This window comes from Streptacidiphilus jeojiensis, assembly GCF_042510965.1.
GTDB lineage: Bacteria > Actinomycetota > Actinomycetes > Streptomycetales > Streptomycetaceae > Streptacidiphilus > Streptacidiphilus jeojiensis.
This window is the reverse complement of sequence record NZ_JBEUKS010000026.1, coordinates 1-21,293: the sequence shown is the minus strand read 5'-3', so window position 1 is coordinate 21,293 and position 21,293 is coordinate 1. Positions and strand designations below refer to the sequence as shown.

Below are 21,293 nucleotides of genomic sequence, written 5' to 3'. Positions count from 1 at the left end.
CCCGGCCGGGCGGATCGGACGGCAGTCGGTTCAGACGGCGCAGCTGTCGTCGTCGCAGCTCCCGGCAGCCCCGGCTCCGTCACTCGCCGTCGCCGTGCTCGCGGTGGTGGCGGCGGCCTGCTCCAGGGCGCGCAGGAAGGTGGAGGTCTCCTGGGCACCCTGGACCGCCCACTTCTCGTCGATGACGAAGGTGGGGACGGAGCTGATGCCGAGGGCGCGGGCGTGCTCGATCTCATCCCGGACCTCCTCGCTCCCCTCGCCGGAGGCGAGGAAGCCGGCCACCCGGTCCCGGTCCAGCCCGGCCGCCACGGCGACCGCCGTCAGCGCGGTGTGGTCGCCGACGTCGACGCCGTCGCTGAAGTGGGCCGCGAGCAGCTTCTCCTTGAGGGCGTGCTGCACCGGGAGGCCGTACTCGGTGGCGGCGAGCCACAGCAGCCGGTGCCCGTCGAAGGTGTTGACGTGCAGGGCCGCGTCGAAGTCGTAGCTGATGCCGTCGGCAGCGCCGAGGGCGGCGACCCGGTCGTCCATGGCCCGCGACTGTGGCCCGTAGCGCTCGGCGAGCCAGGCCCGGTGCGGGGTGGCCTCGGCCGGGGCGTCGGGGACCAGCTGGTAGGGGCGGTAGACCACCTCGACGGGCTGGTTGAAGGCGCTGAGGGCGCGCTCGAAGCGGCGCTTGCCGATGTAGCACCAGGGGCAGGCTATGTCGCTGTAGATCTCGATCTTCATGGCTTCCCTCTTGTCTGCGTCGTCAGGAGTCGGAACCGGTATCGGTCTGCCCGTATTCCTCGGCCGTCTCCCCGGGGACCAGGAGCACCGGGCAGGCGGAGTGGTGGATCACGGCCGTGGCGACGGAGCCCAGCAGCAGCCGTTCGAAGCCCCCGTTGCCGCGGGCTCCCACGACCAGGGTGCGCTGCCCCGCGGTGGCCCTGAGCAGGGTTTCGACCGCGTCGCCGAGGACGACGTGCACGGTCACGGACGGCATCGGCGGGTGGTTGGCGCGGACCGCGGCGAGGGCGCGCAGGGCGACCTGGCCCATACTCTCCAGCAGCCGGTCGACGCTGTCCTCGGCGAGGTCGGCCATCCCCGGCGGGTAGCCGGCCGGGGCCGGGTCGACGGCGGCGAGGACGTACAGCGGCAGGTCGTGGGCGACGGCTTCGGTGAAGGCGCGGTCCAGGGCCCACAGCGAGCCGTCCGAGCCGTCGAGTCCGACCAGGATGCCGGGCGGACCGGACGGCAGCTCGTGGACCACCGGTACGGCGCCGGTGGCCGGGGCCACGGCGGTGCGGTGGTGCACCGGGCCGGGCGCCCCGGCGTGCAGGGTGACGGCCCGGATCGGGCCGGTGCGGGCGGGGCCGCTACGGGTCGGGCTGGTGCGGGGCATGTCCTTCATGCTTGCGCCTGGGCGGCGGGGCGGGGCTACGGCACGCCGATCGGGTCCAGGCCGCCGATGGCCCGGCGTTCGGCCAGCGGCATCCCGGTCCAGCAGGAGCCCTGACGGGCGTGCAGGCGACGTAGCCAGAGCTCGGTGGAGACGACCGCGGCCAGTCCGTCCAGCGGCACCGGCCGGTCCCGGGCGGCGTTGTGCAGCGCCTTGCGGAAGGCCCGGGCGTCGAGCAGGCCGAGGTCGGCGAGCAGCGGGGCGGCGAAGATCCGGTCCAGGGCGTGCAGCGCCCGGCGCAGGCCCTCGCGGACGCTGTCGGCGGCGGAGTAGGGGTCCGGCGGCGTGCTGCCCCAGTCGGGCACCGACTCGGCCCCCGCCCCGGCGAGCACGCTGCGCAGGATGGCGTGCCGGGAGCCGGGCTGGACCCGCGCCGAGGGCGGCACCAGGCCGCAGGCGCGGACCACCTGGTTGTCCAGGTACGGGGCGTGCAACCGCTGTCCGTGCGCCTCCTCGGCGAGTTGGGTGAGCACCCGGAACTCGCCGGCCTGGCGGTGCAGTGCCAGGCGTGCGCGACGTTCGCCGGGGCGCTCGTCCGGGGCGGTGCGCCGGGTGGCCAGCCGCAGCCTTACCGAGACCGCGGAGAGGGCGTCGTCGGTCAGCCAGCGGGCCGCCGGGCCGGGGTCGCACCAGCTGAGGGACTGGATGGAGGCGGCCCCCGCCGTTCCGGGGAGCGCGATATGACGGGACATCAGCTGGGCGGCGGCGTCCTCCAGGCCGTCCGCGTAGCTGGTGCGGGCCAGCCGGCGGGCCGCGCGCAGCACCCCGACCGGGGTGCCGAAGGCCCCGTGCACCGGGTGGTCGGTGCTGTCGGCCCGGGCCAGGGCGGTGATCGGCCGCAGCAGCGGCAGCCTGCGGTGTTCCAGCAGCAGGTCGGCCAGCCGGGCCGGATGGCCGTCCAGGACCTGGCGACCGCCGTGGCCGCCCAGGTGGTCGGTGCCGGCCTCGACCAGCCGGCGGCGGTGGCGTGCGCCGGCGACCAGGGCGGCACCGGGTTCGTCCGTCAGCGGTCCGGCCAGGTCGGGGTCGAGCAGGTCCGCGTAGGGGAGCGCCTCGGGACCGCCGGCGATCAGCAGGTGCTCCAGCCGGGGGTGGTCCCCGGCCAGGGATCTGATCCGGACCAGCTCCGCGGTGCGGGCCGGGTCCGAGCCGGGGTCGGCCGAGGCGTCGTCGGTGTAGGTGACCGCGAGCAGCGGGGCGTCCGCGGCGGCCGCGGTGGCGCCGCCCCTGGCCCAGGAGCCGCGCACGGCGCCGCTGCGGGCCGGGGTGGGCAGCGTGGTCGGCGGACCGTGGTGCAGGGTGCGGTAGCTGCGCGGGTCGCCCCAGCGCTCGTCGACGCTGCGGCGGGTCGCCGGGACCGGCTCCTGCTCCTGGCCCGCGGGGACCGCGAGGCGTCCGGCGGCCGCGGCCCGGAGCGACTCGGACAGCGGCGGCACCGGGCGCCGGGCGCCGGGGGTGGGTATGGCGGCGGCCAGCAGGGTGACCACGGTGGAGGCGCTGCCGCCGGAGAGGTCGGTGCTGACCCGGGGCGGCCGGTCGGAGTCGCCGCGGACCCGGCAGCGGACGGCCTCCAGCAGGCTGCGGGTGACCTCCCCGGTGGCCGCGGCCTCGGTGATCTCGGTGCTGCCGCCGACGGCGGGCAGCTGCGGCTCGTACCCCTGCAGCTGCGGGCGGCCGGAGCGGATGCTGAGCGCGCGCGCCGGCGGTACCCGCCGCACGCCGGCGAACGGGCTGCCGCCGTCCACCGCCTCCGGGGCGTCCGGGACGGCCAGTCGGGCGGCCAGGTACAGCGGGTCCACCGGCGCGCCGACCAGGTCGGCCAGCGGCAGCGCCGCGGTGGCGTAGGCGGTGCCGCCGCACCACTGGGTGTGGAACAGCGGGCGGACCCCGGCCAGGTCGCCGATCAGCGTGGTCCTGGTGCCCTGCTGGAGCACCACCACGTAGCTGCCGGGCCAGGCGGTGAGATGGCGCAGCGCGCCCCCGCTGGCGGTCAGCAGCGCGGTGCGCAGCGCCGCGTCCACGGCGCCGCAGTGGCCGACGACCGCGAGCCGGGCCACCGCGCCGTCGGCGGCGGCCGGGTCGTCGGGGTCCTCGGGCAGGTCGGGGAAGCCGGTGCGGACCGTGTCGTCCGGGCGCAGCTGGCGGTGCACCGCGATGGTGCGGATCTCCTCGGGGCGCCAGTCGCCCACGGCCCAGAGCGGATCGGGGCCGCCCCAGAGCAACTGCCCGCCGAGCGGGCGCAGTCCGCGCAGGCCGGGGTCGGTCACGGCGGACGCGCCGTTCCACCCCACCAACCACCGCATCGACGCCTCGCCTCCGTGGGCCCCGGACGGACGGCAGCGGACCTGCTGTCGTACCGTCAGCAACCGTTCAGAGACATGGTGCCATCAGGACGGCTCGACTTCGCCGGGCTGGACGCGATCGATTGTGGCCGTGAGCGGAAAAAGGGCGCGGAGAATCCCGTCGGAACGCGGACAGCGACGGCCGAAGCCCGGACGTCTGCCGACCGATTGCGGTCAGTTCCGGGCATTCGGGGCGGCTCCCCGGGATGCCCCGGGACGGTGCCGTGGACAGGGGCCGACGGGAACCGCATCCGGGCCGCTCCCTCCCCGACCCGGACGCGGCCTGTTCCCCGTGCCCGTTCCCCCGGTTCCGCTCGGGGGGTGTCCGCACACCCCCCGAGTCGGCCGGCCACCGCGCGGGGAGTGCGGCGGCGTCCCCCGACCTGCCCTCCTCGACCGCAGGCCGACCCACACCGGCCATCGAAGCCCGGTCGACCGGGGCCGGGGAGGGGGCACGGGAGGGCGCACGGCCACACTCGGCGGGTGCATGGCGCCCTCGCTGCGGCGCAGCGGCGGACCCGGCCCGGGTGCGGCTGCGACCGCGCGGCAGTCTCAAGGGGGGAGAGCGGTATCCCGCCATACGGAACGGAACCTCTTAACCGTGGGAACGCGGGGAACTACTCTGGGTAGAACGCTGACCGGCGGGGAGGTGGCACAGGGCATGACCACCACAGGGCGAGGGCCCAACGACAAGCTCGGCACGCTGCTGGCGCTCGCCGGCATCAGCAACGCCGGGCTCGCCCGCCGGGTCAACGACCTGGGCGCGCAACGGGGTCTGACCTTCCGTTATGACAAGACCTCGGTGGCGCGCTGGGTCGGCAAGGGCATGGTGCCGCAGGGCGCGGTGCCGCAGTTGATCGCCTCCGCGATCGGCGGAAAGCTGGGACGCACCGTCCCACTGGACGAGATCGGCCTGGGCAGCACCGATCCGGCGCCGGAGATCGGCCTCGCCTTCCCGCGCGAGGTGCCCGAGGCGGTACGGCACGTGACGGCCCTGTGGGGTCTGGACTCCGGTCCGCCGCAAGGGAGTTCGGGAACCTCCGGCGGCGTCCGACGGGGCTGGTGGGACAACCTGGCGGGCACCTTCTCGGTGACCGCGTACGCCACCCCGGTCTCGCGCTGGCTGATCACCCCGGTCGACGGCTCGGTCGCCAGGGACGCCTCGGCGCTGGAACTCTCCGACGAGGCGCTGCGGGTGCGGGCGGTGGTGGGCGACGGACACTCGTACCGGGTCGGGCACGCGGACGCGGCCAAGCTTCGGCAGGCGGCCGAGGAGGCCCGGCGCTGGGACTCCCGCTACGGCGGCGGGGACTGGCGCTCGTCCATGGTCCCCGAGTGCCTGCGGCAGGACGCGGCACCGCTGCTGCTCGGCTCCTACAGCGACGAGGTGGGCCGGGCGCTGTTCGGCGCGACCGCCGAACTCACCAGGCTGGCCGGGTGGATGGCCTTCGACACCGGCCAGCACGAGGCCGCCCAGCGCTACTACATCCAGGCGCTGCGACTGGCCAGGGCGGCGGCGGACGTGCCCTTCGGCGGCTATGTGCTGGCGTCGATGAGCCTGCAGGCCACCTACCGGGGCGCGGCCGAGGAGGGGGTGGACCTCGCCCAGGCCGCCATCGAACGCAACCGCGGCCTGGCCACCACCAGGACCATGAGCTTCTTCCACCTGGTGGAGGCCCGCGCACACGCCCGCGCGGGCAGCGCGCACGCCTGCGCGGCGGCGCTCAGCGCGGCGGAGACCTGGCTGGAGCGGTCCCGTCCCGGCGACGACGACCCGGCCTGGATCGACTTCTTCTCCCACGACCGCCTCGCCGCGGACGCCGCCGAGTGCTACCGGGACCTGGGGGTCCCGCTGAAAGTGCGTCAGTTCACCGCGCAGGCGCTGGCACGCCCGACCGAGGAGTACGTGCGCTCGCACGGCCTGCGGCTGGTGGTGTCGGCGCTGGCCGAGCTGGACGACGGCGATCTGGACGCGGCGGTGGCGGCGGGGACCAGGGCGGTGGAGGTGGCCGGGCGGATCTCCTCGCAGCGGACCAGGGAGTACGTCCAGGAGATGCTGAAGCGGCTGGAGCACTTCAAGACCGAGCGGGCAGCGGTCGAACTCGCGGAGCGGGCGCGGTTGGTGCTGGCAGCCCCGGCGTGAGGTCCGGCCGGCGGGTGCGGCGTGTGCATGGTTTGTCGCGCAGTTCCCCGCGCCCCTAGGGGGCTGCAACTGGGCCAGTTGCACTTGCTAGGGGCGCGGGGAACTGCGCGACCAGCCAGCTACGGTCCGCAGCCGAGAATCCCCCGGAGCCCACCGCACCCTCCCGCACTGTCGTACCCACGTGGGAGTATGCCCCGCGTGGACACGACCTGTGGGTACGACTGCGACGTGGTGGTGATCGGCGGCGGGATCGTCGGTCTGTCGACGGCGTATGCGATCAGCCTGGCCGCACCGGGGACCTCGGTGATCGTGCTGGAGAAGGAGCCCGCCGTGGCCGGGCACCAGACCGGGCACAACAGCGGCGTGGTGCACAGCGGCCTCTACTACAAGCCCGGCAGCCTCAAGGCGCGCTTCGCCGTCGAGGGCGCCCGGGAGATGGCTGACTTCTGCCGGGAGCACGGGCTGCCCTACCGGTCCACCGGGAAGCTCGTGGTCGCCACCGGCAGCGAGGAGCTGCCCCGGCTGCACGCGCTGGCGCAGCGCGGTCGCGAGCACGGCCTCAGCGTGCGCGAGCTCGGCGCGGCCGGCATCGCCGAGTTCGAACCGCAGGTCAGCGGGGTGGCCGCGCTGCACATCGGGGACACCGGGATCTGCGACTACCCGGCGGTCGCGCGGGCGTACGCCAAGCTCTCCGGCGCGCAGGTGCGCACCGGCGGCGCTGTCGTCTCGATCGCGCGCCGGGCGGACGGGGTCACCGTCGGCACCACCCTGGCCGAGGTGCGGGCCCGGGTGCTGGTCAACTGCGCCGGGCTGCACAGCGACCGGATCGCCAGGATGGCCGGGGACGAGCCCGGGGTGCGGATCATCCCGTTCCGCGGCGAGTACTTCGAGCTGTCCGACCGGGCCGCGCAGCTGGTGCACGGACTGGTGTACCCGGTCCCCGACCCGGCCTTCCCCTTCCTCGGCGTCCACCTCACCCGCGACCTGCACGGCGGCGTGCACGTCGGCCCCAACGCGGTGCCGGCCACGGCCAGGGAGGGCTACAGCTGGAGCCGGGTCAGTCCGCGCGAGTTCGCCGGGACGCTGGCCTGGCCCGGCGCCTGGCGGCTGGCCGCCAAGCACTGGCGGGCCGAGGCGGTGGAGGTACGGCGCTCGCTGTCGCACCGCGCCTTCACCCGGGACGTCCAGCGGCTGCTCCCGGCCATCGCCGGCGCCGACCTGATCCCGGCCCCGGCCGGGGTGCGCGCCCAGGCGGTCGGCCGCGACGGCACCCTGCTCGACGACTTCGCCTTCGCCGAGGCCCCGCGCACCGTCCATGTGCTCAACGCGCCCTCGCCCGCAGCCACCGCCTCGCTGCCGATCGGCCGCGAGATCGCCGGCCGGGCGCTGGCGCAGCTGGCCGGCTGAGCGCCGGTCGACCGCCGGTCGAACGCCGGCCGGGCCCGATGGCCGCGCCGTTAGACTGGACCCCACTGTGACCAGCCATCCCGCATCCCCCGCTGCCCTCCCCGACCCCGTCGTCCCGACCCAGCTCGGTGCGCCGGTCCCCGACGACCTGCACCGCGAGCGGCGGATCCGCAGCTTCCACCCGCGCAAGGGGCGGATGAGCGACGCCCAGCGCGCGGCGCTGGCCAGGCTGTGGGAGCGCTACGGCCTCCGGGTGGACGGCAGGAGCCGGATCGACCTGGGCGAGCTGTTCGGGGATCCGGAGCTCCCGGTGCTGCTGGAGATCGGCTTCGGGATGGGCGACGCCACCGCGACCATGGCCGCCGCCGATCCCGGCACCGGCATCCTCGCGGTGGACGTGCACACCCCGGGCCACGGGAACCTGCTGCGCCGGATCGAGTCCGACGGCCTGGCCAACGTCCGGCTGGCCGAGGGCGACGCGGTGGTCCTGCTCCGCGACCAGCTGGCGCCGGCCTCGCTGGCCGGGCTGCGGATCTACTTCCCCGACCCCTGGCCCAAGGCCCGGCACCACAAGCGGCGGCTGCTGCAGCCCGAGTTCCTGGAGCTGGCGCTGTCCAGGCTGCGCAGCGGTGCGACCGTGCACTGCGCCACCGACTGGGAGCCGTACGCCGAGCAGATGCTGGAGGTGCTGAGCGCCTCGCCCGAGCTGGAGAACCCGTACGCCGGGAGTGACGGGGGGTACGCACCGCGACCCGAGTGGCGCCCGGTGACGAAGTTCGAGCGGCAGGGCCTGGACAAGGGCCATGTCGTGCACGATCTGGTCTTCCGCCGCCGCTGAGGGAGTGCCCGGGGGAGTGTCCGAGGGAGTACCGGCAACGCCTTACGGGAGGCTTATCCGCCCCGCTAAGGTCGTACGGTGAGCAGCCCGCAGCCGGAACCGACCGCGACCGCCGACACAGCCGCGCCCCGGCCCCCGTTCGCGGAGGCCGCCTCCGTGCTGCAGCCCCCGACCGCCCAGCCCCAGACCGCCCAACCCCCGACCGCCGCGCAGACCCCGCCGGTGCCGCAGGCGGAGGGGCAGCCGCAGTTCCAGCTGACCGGCAGCTTCCGCTACAAGGCGCGCCGCAATCCGTTCGACAGCAAGGCGCTGCGGCTCACCGCGCTGATCGTGCTGCTGGCGCTCTGCGGGGTGGCCATCCTGGCCCTGGTGCAGCGGCAGACCGGCACCTCCGGGCTGCTGATCGGGGTGTGCCTGGCCGTACTGCCGGTGCCGCTGGTGCTGGGGGCGTTCTACTGGCTGGACCGGCTGGAGCCCAAGCCGCTGCGCAATCTGCTGTTCTGCTTCGCCTGGGGCTCCTGCGCCGCGACGCTGGTCGCCATCCTGGCCAACACCTGGGCGACCTCGCTGCTGATCAGCCATCAGATCGGCAGCGGCGAGACGCTGGGCGCCAGCCTGGTGGCACCGCTGGTGGAGGAGTCGGCCAAGGGCTCCGCGATCCTGCTGCTGTTCCTGTTCCGCCGCCGCGACTTCGGCGGCATCGTCGACGGCGTGGTCTACGCGGGGTTCACCGCGACCGGCTTCGCCTTCACCGAGAACATCCTCTACATCGGACGCTCGGTGCTGGACGGCGACAAGGACGGCGCCGGCTTCGCCCAGACCGTGGTCACCTTCATCCTGCGCGAGGTGATGTCGCCGTTCGCGCACCCGCTGTTCACCTCGATGACCGGGGTGGGCTTCGGGCTGGCCGCGGTGTCCCGCAAGCGCTGGGCGAAGGTGTCGGCGCCGATCGGCGGCTGGGTCTGCGCGATGTTCATGCACGGGACCTGGAACGGCTCCTCGGTGCTGGGCCCGCTGGGCTTCATCGGCGTGTACTTCCTGTTCATGGTGCCGGTGTTCTGCCTGATGGTCTGGCTGGTGGTGTGGTCGCGCCGGAACGAACTGCGGGCGCTGGAGCGGCAGCTGCCGGTGTACGCGGCGGCGGGCTGGATCGCGCAGCAGGTGCCGCTGGTGCTGTCGACGATGCGGACCCGGAAGCAGGCCCGGGAGCTGGCGAAGTTCACCCAGGGTCCGGTCGGCGACAAGGCGATGCGGGAGTACGTGGGCTTCGCCACGGCGCTGGCGTTCCTGCGGCAGCGCGCCGAGCGCGGGCTGGCCGGGCCGGACTTCGTGGAGCGCGAGCAGGAGCTGCTGCACCACCTGTGGGAGCGCAGGGAGCGGGTCGCGGAGATATTCACCCGGGTCGGCGCGCAGGAGTGGTACCGCCGCAATCCGCAGGCCAGGGGCTTCGGCGGGTTCCCGGGTGCGCCGGGGATGCCCCCCGGGGTGTTCGGGGTGCCGCGCGCGTTCGGCTCGCCCGGCGGCTACCCCACGCCCGGCTACGCGGCGGCCCCGGCGCCGGCCGCCTACCTGCCGGCCCAGCCGGGCCCCGGCTACGGCGGGTACGCGCCTAACGTACCGGGCGCCGGCTACGGCTACCCCGGGCCGGCGCAGCCGCAGCCCCAGCCCTGGCCGCAACCCCCGGCCTACGGCTACGGCTACCCGCAGCCGCGCCCCTACCCGCAGCCGTATCCCCAGCCGTACCCGCAGCCCTACCCCCAGGCCCAGCCCCCGGCCCAGCAGCAACCGCAGCCGACCCCGCAACCGCAGTCCGCGCAGGTCATCGACGCCCCCACCACCGTGGAGCCCCCCGGCTGACCCTGCCGTCCACCGGCGCGCACACACGGCGTGCGCACCATTCGTTCACGCCCTTGGCTGATCGCACCGGAACCATCGGGGGTCCCTCCCGCGTTGGACCTTCTGACCCCGCATGCAGCGTGCGGAGACGCCGACACAGCGTCAGGAGGCCCGCGGATGACAGATGGCATCTACCGCATGGCCGTGACCAGTGGCCACAGCCACCGCGACACGGTCACCCTCGCGGGACAGCAGGTCAGACACTGGCTGAAGGCCCAGCACTATGAGGACCCCGGCGCCGAGGACGGCCGCCACCGGGTCGGGGCGCAGGCCGTGCTCGACTGCGCCCTGAAGGACCGGGTCAGAGGCGCCAGCGGCGCCAAGGAGTCGGTCGCGCGCTGGCGACTACGCGAGTTCACGCCCCAGGGAATCTGGCAGACCTCACTGACGATCAGCACCCCTCCCACCGGCGGCACCTGGGTGCGCCTGGACGCCGAACAGCTGCCGGTACGCGGCGCCTCGGCGACCAAGGCCCCGGTTCCCGCCCTGGCCCGAGGCCTGCTCGACGTGCTCGGCGCGGCCGAGGGCGAGCACCAGGGCGCGGCCCGGGTGCACGGCATGCCCACCGTCATCGAACGCGGCGACGTCGACGAGGTGCTGGACGAGCTCTGCGACCCGGACCGCCGGATGCCGATCGTGGTCGCCAGCACTCCCCCGCGCACGGACTTCGACGACTGGCTGGCCGAGACCGTGGACCCGCTGCTGCGCGGCTGCGCCGGCCTCGCCGTGCTCTACGCGCTGGCCCCCGGCGCCGAGCGGGACTTCAACCGGGCCCTGGAGCACCACCGGGTGTACGGCGGCGCGGTGCGCACCTACCTCCCCGGCCTGGACCCGGCCTGGGCGCCCGAGGCCCAGCGGCACCGGGTGATGGGCCGGCACACCCTGGACACCGACCTGCGCCGCGCCTCCGGCCTGCTGGCCTGGCTGCCGCGCCGGCTGGCGGTGCAGTCCCCGCTGCCGGAGGCCCTGGCCGGGCTGCCGCCGCTGCGGGCCCAGAACCTGCGCGGCGGATCGGCCCCCTGGTCCGAGGAGAGCGCGGACATCGCCGCGATCGACGGCGTCCAGCCCGGCAGCCTGCTGGTGGACCACCACGAGGAGGAGGTCCACGAGGAGCGGGCCCGCGCCGAGGAGCTCCAGGAGGTGCGCCGCTGGCTGCGGGACGCCGAGGAGCGCGAGTCGCAGCTGGCCGCCGAGTACGACGAGCAGTACAGCGAGCTGCGCGAGGCCCGCACCCAGGTCAGGTCGCTGCGCGGGCGGCTGGCCGAGGCGGACGGCGGCGAGGGCGCGAACCGCGCCGAGCCGGCCACCACCCGGGTCGACCCGGTCTCCTTCGCCGAGCTGGTCGAGCGGATCGACGAGTTCCCGCTGCTCTCCTTCACCGGCGACCCCCGACTGACCCGCGAGCTGGACGACCAGACCGACCACCCCACCTGGGTCAGGATGGCCTGGGACGCGCTGCTCGCGCTGCAGGACTACGCCGAGGCGGCGGTGCACGGCGAGTCCGGCGGCGACTTCCGCCGCTGGTGCGAGAACACCCCGGTCGACTGCCATGTCTTCCCGCCGCGCAAGGTGATCCGCGACGAGTCGCGCACGGTCCGCACCAACACCAAGTGGAAGGGCGAGCGCGAGCTCCCGGTCCCGGTCGAGGTCAACCCGGCCGGCAAGGTCTTCATGGGCGCCCATCTGCGGATAGGCGGTGGCGGTACCGCGCCCCGGCTGCACTACTTCGACGACTGCTCGGGGACCGGGAAGATCTACATCGGCTACATGGGCCTGCACCTGCGGAACACCAGGACCAACTGAGTCCCCGGCCCGGCCCGGCCCGGGCGCGCCACCGGGGCCGGGTTAGGGTCGGAGCAGCAGTGGTTCCGGCGTTCGGATCTCAGGAAGGTCGTACGGAGATGGCACGCATTCCCTCGTCCTTGGTCGCGGCGGGCGGGCTCGTCGGCGGTTACGGGATCGCCCGGGCGACCAAGCGGCGGGAGCTGGGCGGGGTGGCCCTGCTCGCGGCCGGCGCGGTCGCGGCGACGCAGTGGAAGCGGACGGCCGGCCCGGCCACCGCGGTGGCGCTGAGCGGCCTGTACGTCGCCGCGTTCGCGGGCTCGCACCCGCTGGCGAAGAAGCTGGGCGCCTGGCCGTCGGTGGCCGCCGTGTCCTCCGGCGTCGCGCTGGCGTCCTGGGCGGCCGTGGACCGACGCGCCTGACGGGTCGCCGGCGGCAGCGGTCGGAGTCGGACTCGGAGTCGGGGCCGGACAGGCCGACGGTCCCAGTGTCGGGGGGTGTCACCGGGACCGTCGGAGTTCAGGGGGTGCCGCTCGGGATCACGCGTCGGACCAGCGGCAGTGCCGGGACTGTCAGAGCGCCAGGCCGTGCTGGGACAGCCAGGCCGCCGGGTCGACCGGCTCGCCGCCGCTCGGACGCACCTCCAGGTGCAGGTGCGGGGCGTTGACGTTGCTGCCGGTCGCGCCGACCCGGCCAATGGGCTGACCGGCCGTCACCGTGCCGGAGCCGACGCCGATCACCGAGAGGTGGCAGTACCAGACCTCGGTGCCGTCGGCCAGCGTCTCCACCACGCGGTAGCCGTACGCCCCGGCCCAGCCGGCCGAGGTGATGGTGCCGCCGCCGACCGCGACCACCGGGGTGCCGGTCGGGGCGGTGAAGTCCTGTCCGGTGTGCAGCTGGGACCAGAGCGAGTCGGACTGGCCGAAGCCGGATCCGGCGACCGCCGAGGCGATCGGCGCCACCAGGGCGCCGACCCCGGCCCGAGCCGTGGTCTGCTGCGCCGCCGCGGTCTGTGCGGCTGCGGTCTGAGCGGCCACGGTCTGTGCCGCTGCCGCCTGCGTCGCAACTGCCTGCCGGGCCGCCGCCGTTGCCTGGGCCGCGGCCTGCTGGGCGGCCAGCTCGGCCGCACGGGCCTGTTCGGCAGCCTCCTGCGCCGCCGTCTCGCGGGCCGCCGCCTCCCTGGCCGCTGCCTGGCGCGCCGCGGCCTCGGCCGCCGCCTGGCGCCGGGCCGTGTCCTCGGCGGTCGCCCGCTGCTGCGCGGCCTGGGTGCGGATCCGGTCGGCCAGGGCCGTACCCGGGTCGGCCGCGGGCCTGGTGAGGGTCGCCGTGGTGCCGTGGGCCTGCTCCTGGGCGACCAGGGTGCTGCCCCCGGTCTCGCGTACGGCCGCCGATGCGGAGGGGGCCGCGAGCGCGACGGCTCCGGTGGCACCGACCGCGGCCATGGCCGCGAAGCCCAGCACCGCCGAGGGGGCGGTCCGCTGCGGCGGGATCGGCTGCACGGGTGCCACGGGTGCCCAGGTGGGCGAGTTCGACGCCACGTTCGGCGTGCTCCTTTCCTTCCATCTCGCCGACCGGGTTAGCTGACGGGTTCGGAGAGGAAGGTCTCCTACGGCCAGGTGCGGCCGATTCACCCCGGGGTACTGAACCTCAGTACCGAATGGTTCCCCGGTTCCAGACAGGATTAGGCGATCGCGTGCGATGCCGTCCGAGCAACGGCAGACCTTCGCACTGCGTTATTGAACGGTAATCCTAGTGACGGTTGATGCCAAGCAATCCAGGGGGTGCAGTTGAGTGCTCACGGAGCGGAGTCGAGTTTTGTCCGGTTCTGCCCCGCAGTGACTGTTCCTGAGTATGCATCAGCCCGACTCTTCTCACCTTCCCTGCAGCTTCCCCGCAGCTTCCCCGCAGCCCCGGTGCTCACCGGGACGGCAGGTAGAGCCAGTCGACCAGGGTTCCGGCGAAGCCGTCGGCGTCCAGGTCGCGCGCATTGGCGAACGCCGACGGGTCGCCGGTGTCCCGCTTGGTGCCGTCCGGGCCGAGCAGCACCAGGGCGGGGATCCCGCTCTGCGCCAACGAGACGTAGCGGGCCGCCAGTTGGGTGTTCAGGTCGTAGTGCCCGACGTCCACGGTCACCAGGTGGTAGTTGCGGGCCAGGATGCGGTTCACCCCGGGGGTGTCCACCAGCGCGGACAGCGCCTGGCAGTCCTCGCACCAGGAGGAGCCGAAGTCGAGCAGCACCGGTCGGCCGTCCACCCCGGACGCCGCGACGGCCGCGGCCACCGCGGCGTTGGCGTCCGCCGAGGGGTCGTAGCTGTCCGGAACCGGGGCGAGGCTCACCGAGGGCAGCGGGACGAACGGATGGGCGTAACCCACCTGGCCCGCGCCGTGGGCGGCTCCAGGGGTGGCGGCGTCGCCCGGCGCCCCGCGGTGGCCGGGTGCCTGCCCGGACACCGTCATGCAGCCACCGAGCAGCAGCAGGGCTCCCAGCGCACCGGCGATCACGGCAACCCGTCGCCGAAACCCGCGCACGGCACTCCCTCCCTCGCTCCACCCCACCGTCGCCGGTGGAGGATCTCCACGATCATGGGATCAGAGCAACGGAGCTTCCCGGGTGCAGCAACGCGGAGGGAGCGCCTCGATCACCCGTACGAGGGACTCCCCCGAACGGGCCTGCGCAGGGCTCAGCCGAGGGTGAGGTAGGCGAGGCTGCCGAGGCCGGCGACCGTGCAGTAGATCGCGAACGGCGTCAGCGTCCGGGTCTCGAAGTACTTGGTCAGGAACCGCACGGCGACGTACCCGGCGACGAACGCCGCCACCGCTCCGGCCAGCACCTGCCCGCGGATGCCGTCGCCCTGGTGCCCCATCAGCGAGGGAACCTTGAGCAGCGCGGCCGCCCCGATCACCGGGGTCGCCAGCAGGAAGGCGAAGCGGGCCGAGTCCTCGTGCCGCAGGCCCTTGAAGATGCCGGCGCTTATGGTCACCCCGGAACGGCTGATGCCCGGCAGCAGCGCCAGGATCTGGGCGCCGCCGACGATCAGCGCCGAGCCCCAGCGCAGCTTGGTGATCCTGCGGTCGGAGAGGACGTCGGGGTCCACCTCCTCGGCGTCCGGGCCCGCCTCGACCGGGGCCGGGTCGCCGGCCCTGCGCCGTCCGGTCCCGCCGCGCTTGAGCCGCTCGGCGATGAACAGCACCAGACCGTTGAGGGTCAGGAAGATCGCCGCCGGGATCGGCTTGCCCAGGTGCTCACGGAACACCTTGTCGAGCGCGAGTCCGGCGATGCCGACCGGGATGGTCGCCACGATCAGCAGCCAGGCCAGCTTCTGGTCCACGGTCTCGATCCGCCGCTCGCGGACCGAGCTGACGAAGCCGGAGATCACCCGGACCCAGTCCCGCCAGAAGAACACCACCAGCGCCAGCGCGGTGGCCAGGTGCAGACCGATCAGCACGTTGAGGTACGGGGAGTCGGCGGCGGCGACATTGAGGTCGCGCTTCCAGGAGCCGCCGATCAGGGCGGGCACCAGGATGCTGTGGCCGAGACTGGAGACCGGGAAGAGCTCCGTGACGCCCTGGAGCAGGCCGACGCCGATCGCTTCTGGATAGGTGAGGACGGACATCGGCGACCTTCGGCACAGGGGATCGACAGTGGCAGTCAGAAAGTACTACAGCGATGTAGACCCTCCACCACCGCACGCCCCTTGTTCACCGCTCGGCCCCCGAGCGTTCACCCGGGACAGGTCGCCGAAGCCGTCACACCCCGCAGCCGTCGGGCCGTCAGGCCGCCGGGCGCAGCTCGCCCGCCAGCCGCGGCTCGACCGAGGTGGTGACCACCCTGGTCCGCCGCACGGCGTTGTCCTGCGCGGCGGTCAGCTGCGTCCGCAGCCGCAGCGCCAGCGCCACGATCAGCACCGTGGAGCCCGCCATCACCGCGATGTACGCGGCCGGCAGGCCGGCACCGACCAGCAGCACCCCGGCCGCCGGGCCCATCGCGATGGCCACCTGCTTGACCAGCGCGAACGCCGCGTTGTAGCTGCCCAGCAGATGCGCCGGGGCCAGGTCGGCGATGATCGGCCCGAGGGTGGGCGCGAGCAGCGCCTCGCCGACGCCGAACAGCATGTAGACGGAGAGCATCGCGGCGGTCGCCACCATGCCCCCGGACACCAGCCCGGCCACGGCGGCCGCCGCCCAGGCGCCCAGCCAGACCACACCGGTGGCCGCGATGGCGGTGCTGCGGCGGCGACGCGCGGTGATCCGCACGACGATCATCTGCAGCACCACGATGGCCAGGGTGTTCACACCCAGGGCCAGGCCCAGGACGGACGGCGAGGTGCCGACGACGTCGGTGGCGTACGCGGCCACACCGGACTCAAACTGGCCGTAGCAGGTGAAGAAGATCAGCCCGGCGAGCAGGCAGATCCGCACCATGGCCTTGTCCGCCAGCAGCGTCCGCAGATCCGACTTCGGCTCCGCGACCCGTCCGCCGGCGGTCGGCGCCGAGGCCGGCACGGCCGCGGGCGCCGAGGCCGGCACGGCCGCGGGCGCCGCGGCCGGCATCCGGATGGTGCCGGTGACCGCGGCGAGCACCAGGAACATGACCGCCTCGACGCTGAACAGCAGGGTCAGGCTGGCCGGCCGGCTGACGTCCACGATCTGGCCGCCGATCAGCGCACCGATCCCCATCCCCAGGTTGACCAGGGTGAACTGCAGCGCGAAGGCGTGCGCCCTGGTCTCCTGGGTGGAGCAGCGGACGATCATCGTCGCCAGCGCCGGCTGCACCGCGGCGACCCCGGCACCGAAGAGGAACGCGGACATCAGGATGTGCCCGCTGCCCGAGGCGTGGCCGAAGGCCAGCGCCCCGGCGGCGGCCGTCACCGCTCCGGCGACCAGCACCGGACGGGCCCCGTAGCGGTCGATGCCGCGCCCGGCGAGGGGCAGCGCGACCAGGGCGGCCAGCGCGAACAGGGTGAACACCAGCCACGCGGTCATCGAGCCGAGACCGCGGACCGTGCTCACGTAGACGAACATGTAGGGGACGGTGAAACCGCTGCCGAACGCGCTGAGCGCGTTGCCGATCTGCACCCGGCGCAGCGTGCCGCCCGCCGTCCCGTACTGCTGGTTCTTCTGTCGCATTGCGCGCGTCATGCTGCACCACCCTTCACGGTCGTCCCAAGTTTCTCCTCGAAGAGTACACTACTAAAGTCTTCGGTGAGAAATGCTACAGGAGCGAACCCTTTAGCCCCGTTATGAGAGACTGGAAGGCATGACAACCGACGCCCCGGCACCGCAGGACGAGGTGGCCGGCGAGCTGCGGATCGACGAGCAGGTCGCCGCCTACCAGCGCGAGTTCCCGCTGGTCGACCCCCAGGTCGAGACGATCGTCTCGACGCTGAGCCGGCTGGCCCGGCGGATGTCGGTCGCCTACGGGCGGCAGCTCAACGAGCTGGGCATCAGCTCGGCCGACTGGGAGGTGCTGAAGGCACTGATCGTGGCCGGCAGCCCGTACCGGCTGGGGCCCGGCGAGCTGGCCAAGCGGCTCGGTCTCACCCCGGCGGCGATGACCCACCGGATCGACCGGATGGCCGCCGCCGAGCTGGTCACCCGCACCCGCGACGAGAGCAACCGGGTCCGGGTGATCATCGAACTGACCCGGACCGGCCGGGAGAAGTGGCTGGAGTCGATGCGGATGGCGGCGGTGTTCGAGGAGGAGCTGCTGCAGGACGCCTCCCCCGAGGAGCGCGCGGTGCTCTCCGGACAGCTGGGCCGGATGCTGCGCCGGGTCGAGGAGCACCAGCCGGACGCGCTGGGCCGCTGCGACGACCTGGACGACTGACGCACCGAGGGCCGCCCACCGTGATCCACGGTGGACGGCCCTCGGTGCGGAGAGCGCCGGCTCAGCAGCGGCAGCTCAGCAGTGACAGCTCGGCAGTGGTAGCTCAGGAGCTGAGGCCGACCGACTTCAGCCAGGCGTCGGCCACCGCCAGCGGGTCCGCGCCCTTGGCGCCGACCTTGGAGTCCAGGTCCATCAGCGTCGCCGTGTCCAGCTTCGCCGACACCGCGTTGAGCGCGTCCACCGCGGTCTGCGGCAGGGTCTTCTGGGCCACCGGGATGACGTTCTGGAAGCCGAAGAGGCTCTTGTCGTCCTTGAGGGTGATCCACTTCTCGGTGGCGATGGTGCTGTCGGTGGTGAAGATGTCACCGACCTGGATGTCGTTCTTCTTCAGCGCCGCCTCGGTGAGCGTGCCGCCGGCGTCCAGCGCCTTGAAGCTCTTGAAGGTGATGCCGTAGACCGACTTCAGACCGACCAGGCCCTGCTGCCGGGTCTGGAACTCAGGGGCGGCACCGGCCACCAGCTGGCCCGCGATGCTCTTCAGGTCCGAGATGGTGGAGGAGGCGGTCAGGTTGTACTTGGCCGCGGTCGCCGCGTTGACCGTGAGCGAGTCCTTGTCCTCGGCCGCGGCCGGGGTGAGGATCTGCAGGTTGGAGGCGATCTTGGCGGTCAGCTGGGTGTCGGTGTCCTCCGCGCTGGTCGGGACCGCCTTCGGGTCCAGGTAGGCCAGCAGCGAGCCGTTGTACTCCGGCATCAGGGTGACCGTGTTGTTCTTCAGCAGGCCGTAACTGACCTCGCGGCTACCGATGTTGGGCTTGTAGGTGACGGTCAGGCCCTTGGCCTTGAGCGCCTCGCCGTAGATGTCGGCCAGGATGGTGCTCTCGGCGAAGTTGTTGGAGCCCACGATGATCGGCCCGCTCGCGGCGCCGGAGCCGGTGGCGGCGGCCTGGGTCGGCGCCAGCGGGTTCGACGAGCCGGAGGAGGACGACCCGCAGGCCGCGAGGGACACAGCGGCAGCAGAGGCGACGAGGACGGCGGCTATACGGGTGCGGCCGCGGGTTGTGGAAGTAGTCACTGGTCCATTCCAATGGTGGGGGAGGCTTGAGGCGCAGGGGACGTGCGGGGCAGAAGGTATAGCTCACGGACGATCAAATCTGCTTGTATGAGCGGTAGTCAACCGAAGTCCGTCCTGCGGTTGGGGCCCCGCTACCCGGTCGCACACAGGTGGTGCAGGTGAGGCAGGTGCGACCGGACGATACTGGAACGCAGAGCTGCAGTTGCGGAAGGTTTTTGATCACTTCGTAGCGCAATGTTCACAACTCCCCTGTCACGGGGATCCCCGCAACCGGTAGTCTCCGCACGGTCACTTATTCGACGAGAGCGTTCCGGTTCCCGCCGACCACCCGTCAGGGCAGGGGCGTGCCAACTGCCAGGCACCGGAGCCGATCGAGGAGATTCGGTTGTCCCTCCAGGACGCGCACCCGGCCCCACCGGCCGCCCCGGACGAACCGCTCGCCCCGGGCGAACCGGTCATACCTGGCACCCCGGAAGACGCAGGCTCCCCGGAGACGACCGGGGAGACGACCGGCACCCCGGAACCGCTGGAGACCGGCCTGCGCGCCCGACTGGGCCGCCAACTCGACCGGATCCCCTTCCGTCACAAGCTCAACGTGCTGGTCACCGTGCCGGTCGTGGTGATCTCGATCCTGTTCGCCGTGGTCGTGAACAGCGAGATCAGCACCGCCCAGGCCACCGCCAGCCAGGCCGACCTGGTCCGTAACAGCTACCAGGTCGCGCTGCTGGTGGACGACGTGCAGACCGAGCAGCAGCAGGCGCTGCTGCTCTGGGCGCACTACGACCGGCAGGACGCCAAGGACAAGGCGCCCTCCAACGCCGCCTTCCGCGCCGCCCAGGCGGCCACCACCGCCCAGGCCGCGATGGTCCGCCAGGCCTTCGGCTCCTCCATGCCGGCCGCAGAGAGCATCGCGCTGGCGGAGCTCAACGGCCTGCCCCGGGACCAGATCGCGGTCGGCACCCTGGCCGCCCCCAACATCGACCAGGCCTACAGCCCCACCGCCGACGACCTGATCGACGGCCTCGGCCTCACCACCGACCACGGCGGCAACGTCCGGACCACCCAGAGCCTGGACGCGCTGCTGCGGGCCGACACCGCCCACGCCGTCTACGAGACCAGCGTGCTGTCCACCCAGACCGGCGACTCCAACGCCCTGGTCGAGTTCCTCGCCGCGGTCGGCGCCCAGGAGCAGTACACCTACCAGGTCACCCGGTTCGGGCAGTTGGCCACGCCGGCCCAGGTCACCGAGCTCGGCGGGATGGACTACAACACCAACCAGGCCTACATCAAGACGCAGCTGTCGCTGCTCGAGGTCTCCCCCGGCGACCTGTCCTCGGTCTCCGACAAGGCTTCGATGCAGGCCGCCGCGGCGCAGGTGGACGAGACCCTGCCGAAGATCGTCGGCGAGTCGCAGATCCGGCTGGCCATCACCCAGAAGCTCACCCAGGAGATCGCGGCCGGCGCCGACAGCGCCTCCAGCTCCGCCTGGCTGAGGGCGATCCTGCTGCTGGCGCTGGCGCTGCTGATCTTCGTCACCTGGCTCACCCTGTCCGTGCTGATCCGGCACTCGGTGGTGCGACCGGTCCAGCGCCTCACCAACGCCGCCCGCAAGGTCGCCGCGATCTCGGAGAAGGAGCTCGCCCGGGTCGCCGACGACGACGCCGCGGACGAGAGCCCGGCCCGGCTGGAGGCCGTCCCGGTGCTGGCCCAGGACGAACTCGGGGCCCTGGCCGAGGCGTTCAACCAGGTCCAGGTCACCGCGGCCGGACTGCTGGAGCGCCAGGTCACCAGCCGCCGCAACATCGCCGAGATGTTCGGCAACATCGGCCGCCGGGTCAGCAACCTGACCAACCGTCAACTCGCGCTGATCGACGCGGTGGAGCGCGGCGAGACCGACCCGGAGCTGCTGGAGCAGCTGTACCGGATCGACCACATCGCGGTCCGCATGCAGCGCAACGCCGACAGCCTGATGCTGCTGGCCGGCATCCGCGAGTCCGAGCTGGACGGCCGGCCGGCACCGGTCAGCCATGTCATCCGCGCCTCGCTGGGCCAGATCGAGGGCTACCAGCGGGTGGTGCTGCGCGCCGAGTCGGACCCGACGGTCGCCCCGGACATCGTCGGCGACCTGGTGCTGATGCTCGCCGAACTGCTGGAGAACGCGGTGTCGTTCTCGCCCGCGCACAGCAGCGTCGAGGTGACGGTGCGGACCCCCGGCGGGCACGCCGCGATCGAGATCGTCGACCACGGTCTGGGCATGGGCTCGGAGCGGCTGGCCGAGGAGAACGCCCGGCTGGTCCGGCGCGAGCGCCTGGACCTGGTGCCGACCCGGGTGCTCGGCCTCTTCGTGGTCGGCAACCTGGCCCGGCGCTGGGGGATCACGGTCACCCTGTCGCGGACCCCCGGCGGCGGTGTCAGCAGCCTGGTCCTGGTGCCGGCCGCGCTGCTCAGGGCGACCCCGGCGGCGCCGGCCGCGCCCGCACCCGCCGTACCGGCCGCGCTGACCGCCCCGGCGGCCCCGGCGCCCGCCGCGCTGCCGCCGGCCGCGCCG

16 protein-coding genes and 1 riboswitch are annotated in these 21,293 nt (G+C 73.4%); of the genes, 8 read left to right on the top strand and 8 right to left on the bottom strand.

The genetic code is table 11. The features are described 5' to 3' along the window. Nucleotides 1–30 precede the first annotated feature (30 nt). The 3 genes from ABUW04_RS39535 to ABUW04_RS39525 are packed head-to-tail and all read right to left on the bottom strand — an operon-like array spanning nt 31 to nt 3,741. Nucleotides 31–726, bottom strand: a complete 696-nt coding sequence (locus ABUW04_RS39535) for a DsbA family oxidoreductase (RefSeq protein WP_030258266.1) — start codon at nt 724–726, stop codon at nt 31–33. A gap of 22 nt (nt 727–748) precedes the next feature. After that, nucleotides 749–1,381 (bottom strand): universal stress protein, encoded by a 633-nt coding sequence (locus tag ABUW04_RS39530; protein WP_380569152.1) that lies wholly within the window; start codon nt 1,379–1,381, stop codon nt 749–751. 35 nt (nt 1,382–1,416) lie between these two features. After that, a complete protein-coding gene (locus ABUW04_RS39525) occupies nt 1,417–3,741 on the bottom strand; it encodes an asparagine synthase-related protein (protein ID WP_380569150.1) in 2,325 nt (774 codons plus the stop codon). A 700-nt stretch (nt 3,742–4,441) separates the two neighbouring features. Here ABUW04_RS39525 and ABUW04_RS39520 point away from each other — a divergent pair. The 6 genes from ABUW04_RS39520 to ABUW04_RS39495 all read left to right on the top strand — a co-directional run bounded on the left by ABUW04_RS39520 (nt 4,442) and on the right by ABUW04_RS39495 (nt 12,268). Further along, the gene (locus ABUW04_RS39520) at nt 4,442–5,923 is read left to right on the top strand and encodes an MFS transporter (RefSeq protein WP_380569148.1); all 1,482 of its coding nucleotides are present in this window, start codon (nt 4,442–4,444) and stop codon (nt 5,921–5,923) included. Between the two features lie 189 nt (nt 5,924–6,112). Beyond that, nucleotides 6,113–7,330: an L-2-hydroxyglutarate oxidase gene (lhgO, locus tag ABUW04_RS39515; protein ID WP_030258259.1), complete on the top strand. Its 1,218-nt coding sequence runs from the start codon at nt 6,113–6,115 to the stop codon at nt 7,328–7,330. Beyond that, nucleotides 7,239–8,168: a tRNA (guanosine(46)-N7)-methyltransferase TrmB gene (trmB, locus tag ABUW04_RS39510; RefSeq protein ID WP_380569146.1), complete on the top strand. Its 930-nt coding sequence runs from the start codon at nt 7,239–7,241 to the stop codon at nt 8,166–8,168. Before lhgO ends, trmB begins: the two co-directional genes overlap by 92 nt. A gap of 78 nt (nt 8,169–8,246) precedes the next feature. Beyond that, a complete protein-coding gene (locus tag ABUW04_RS39505; RefSeq protein ID WP_380569144.1) occupies nt 8,247–10,025 on the top strand; it encodes a PrsW family intramembrane metalloprotease in 1,779 nt (592 codons plus the stop codon). A gap of 156 nt (nt 10,026–10,181) precedes the next feature. After that, nucleotides 10,182–11,867, top strand: coding sequence for a hypothetical protein (locus tag ABUW04_RS39500; RefSeq protein ID WP_051725782.1), 1,686 nt, complete (start codon nt 10,182–10,184; stop codon nt 11,865–11,867). A 98-nt stretch (nt 11,868–11,965) separates the two neighbouring features. After that, the gene (locus ABUW04_RS39495; RefSeq protein WP_380569142.1) at nt 11,966–12,268 is read left to right on the top strand and encodes a hypothetical protein; all 303 of its coding nucleotides are present in this window, start codon (nt 11,966–11,968) and stop codon (nt 12,266–12,268) included. 150 nt (nt 12,269–12,418) lie between these two features. On the opposite strand, the gene ABUW04_RS39490 is transcribed toward ABUW04_RS39495, so the two are convergent. From ABUW04_RS39490 to ABUW04_RS39475, 4 genes are all read right to left on the bottom strand, one after another. Beyond that, entirely contained in the window at nt 12,419–13,384 is a 966-nt protein-coding gene (locus ABUW04_RS39490; protein WP_380569140.1) for a M23 family metallopeptidase, read from the bottom strand. Between the two features lie 12 nt (nt 13,385–13,396). Next, nucleotides 13,397–13,544: riboswitch (cyclic di-AMP (ydaO/yuaA leader) on the bottom strand. 219 nt (nt 13,545–13,763) lie between these two features. Then, entirely contained in the window at nt 13,764–14,375 is a 612-nt protein-coding gene (locus tag ABUW04_RS39485; RefSeq protein WP_380569138.1) for a thioredoxin family protein, read from the bottom strand. A 152-nt stretch (nt 14,376–14,527) separates the two neighbouring features. After that, nucleotides 14,528–15,460 carry an undecaprenyl-diphosphate phosphatase gene (locus ABUW04_RS39480; RefSeq protein WP_380569135.1) on the bottom strand — a complete coding sequence of 311 codons (933 nt, stop codon included), beginning with the start codon at nt 15,458–15,460 and terminating at the stop codon, nt 14,528–14,530. Between the two features lie 157 nt (nt 15,461–15,617). Next, nucleotides 15,618–16,985, bottom strand: coding sequence for an MFS transporter (locus ABUW04_RS39475; RefSeq protein WP_380569133.1), 1,368 nt, complete (start codon nt 16,983–16,985; stop codon nt 15,618–15,620). Between the two features lie 118 nt (nt 16,986–17,103). Between ABUW04_RS39475 and ABUW04_RS39470 the strand changes: the two genes are divergently transcribed. Beyond that, complete coding sequence (locus ABUW04_RS39470) at nt 17,104–17,673, top strand: MarR family winged helix-turn-helix transcriptional regulator (protein WP_051725774.1); 570 nt, start codon at nt 17,104–17,106, stop codon at nt 17,671–17,673. A gap of 103 nt (nt 17,674–17,776) precedes the next feature. On the opposite strand, the gene ABUW04_RS39465 is transcribed toward ABUW04_RS39470, so the two are convergent. Then, on the bottom strand, nt 17,777–18,745 hold the full coding sequence (locus ABUW04_RS39465) for an ABC transporter substrate-binding protein (RefSeq protein ID WP_030258234.1): 969 nt from the start codon (nt 18,743–18,745) through the stop codon (nt 17,777–17,779). Between the two features lie 385 nt (nt 18,746–19,130). Here ABUW04_RS39465 and ABUW04_RS39460 point away from each other — a divergent pair. After that, a partial coding sequence (locus tag ABUW04_RS39460) for a HAMP domain-containing sensor histidine kinase (protein ID WP_380569131.1) occupies nt 19,131–21,293 on the top strand: 2,163 nt, incomplete at its 3' end.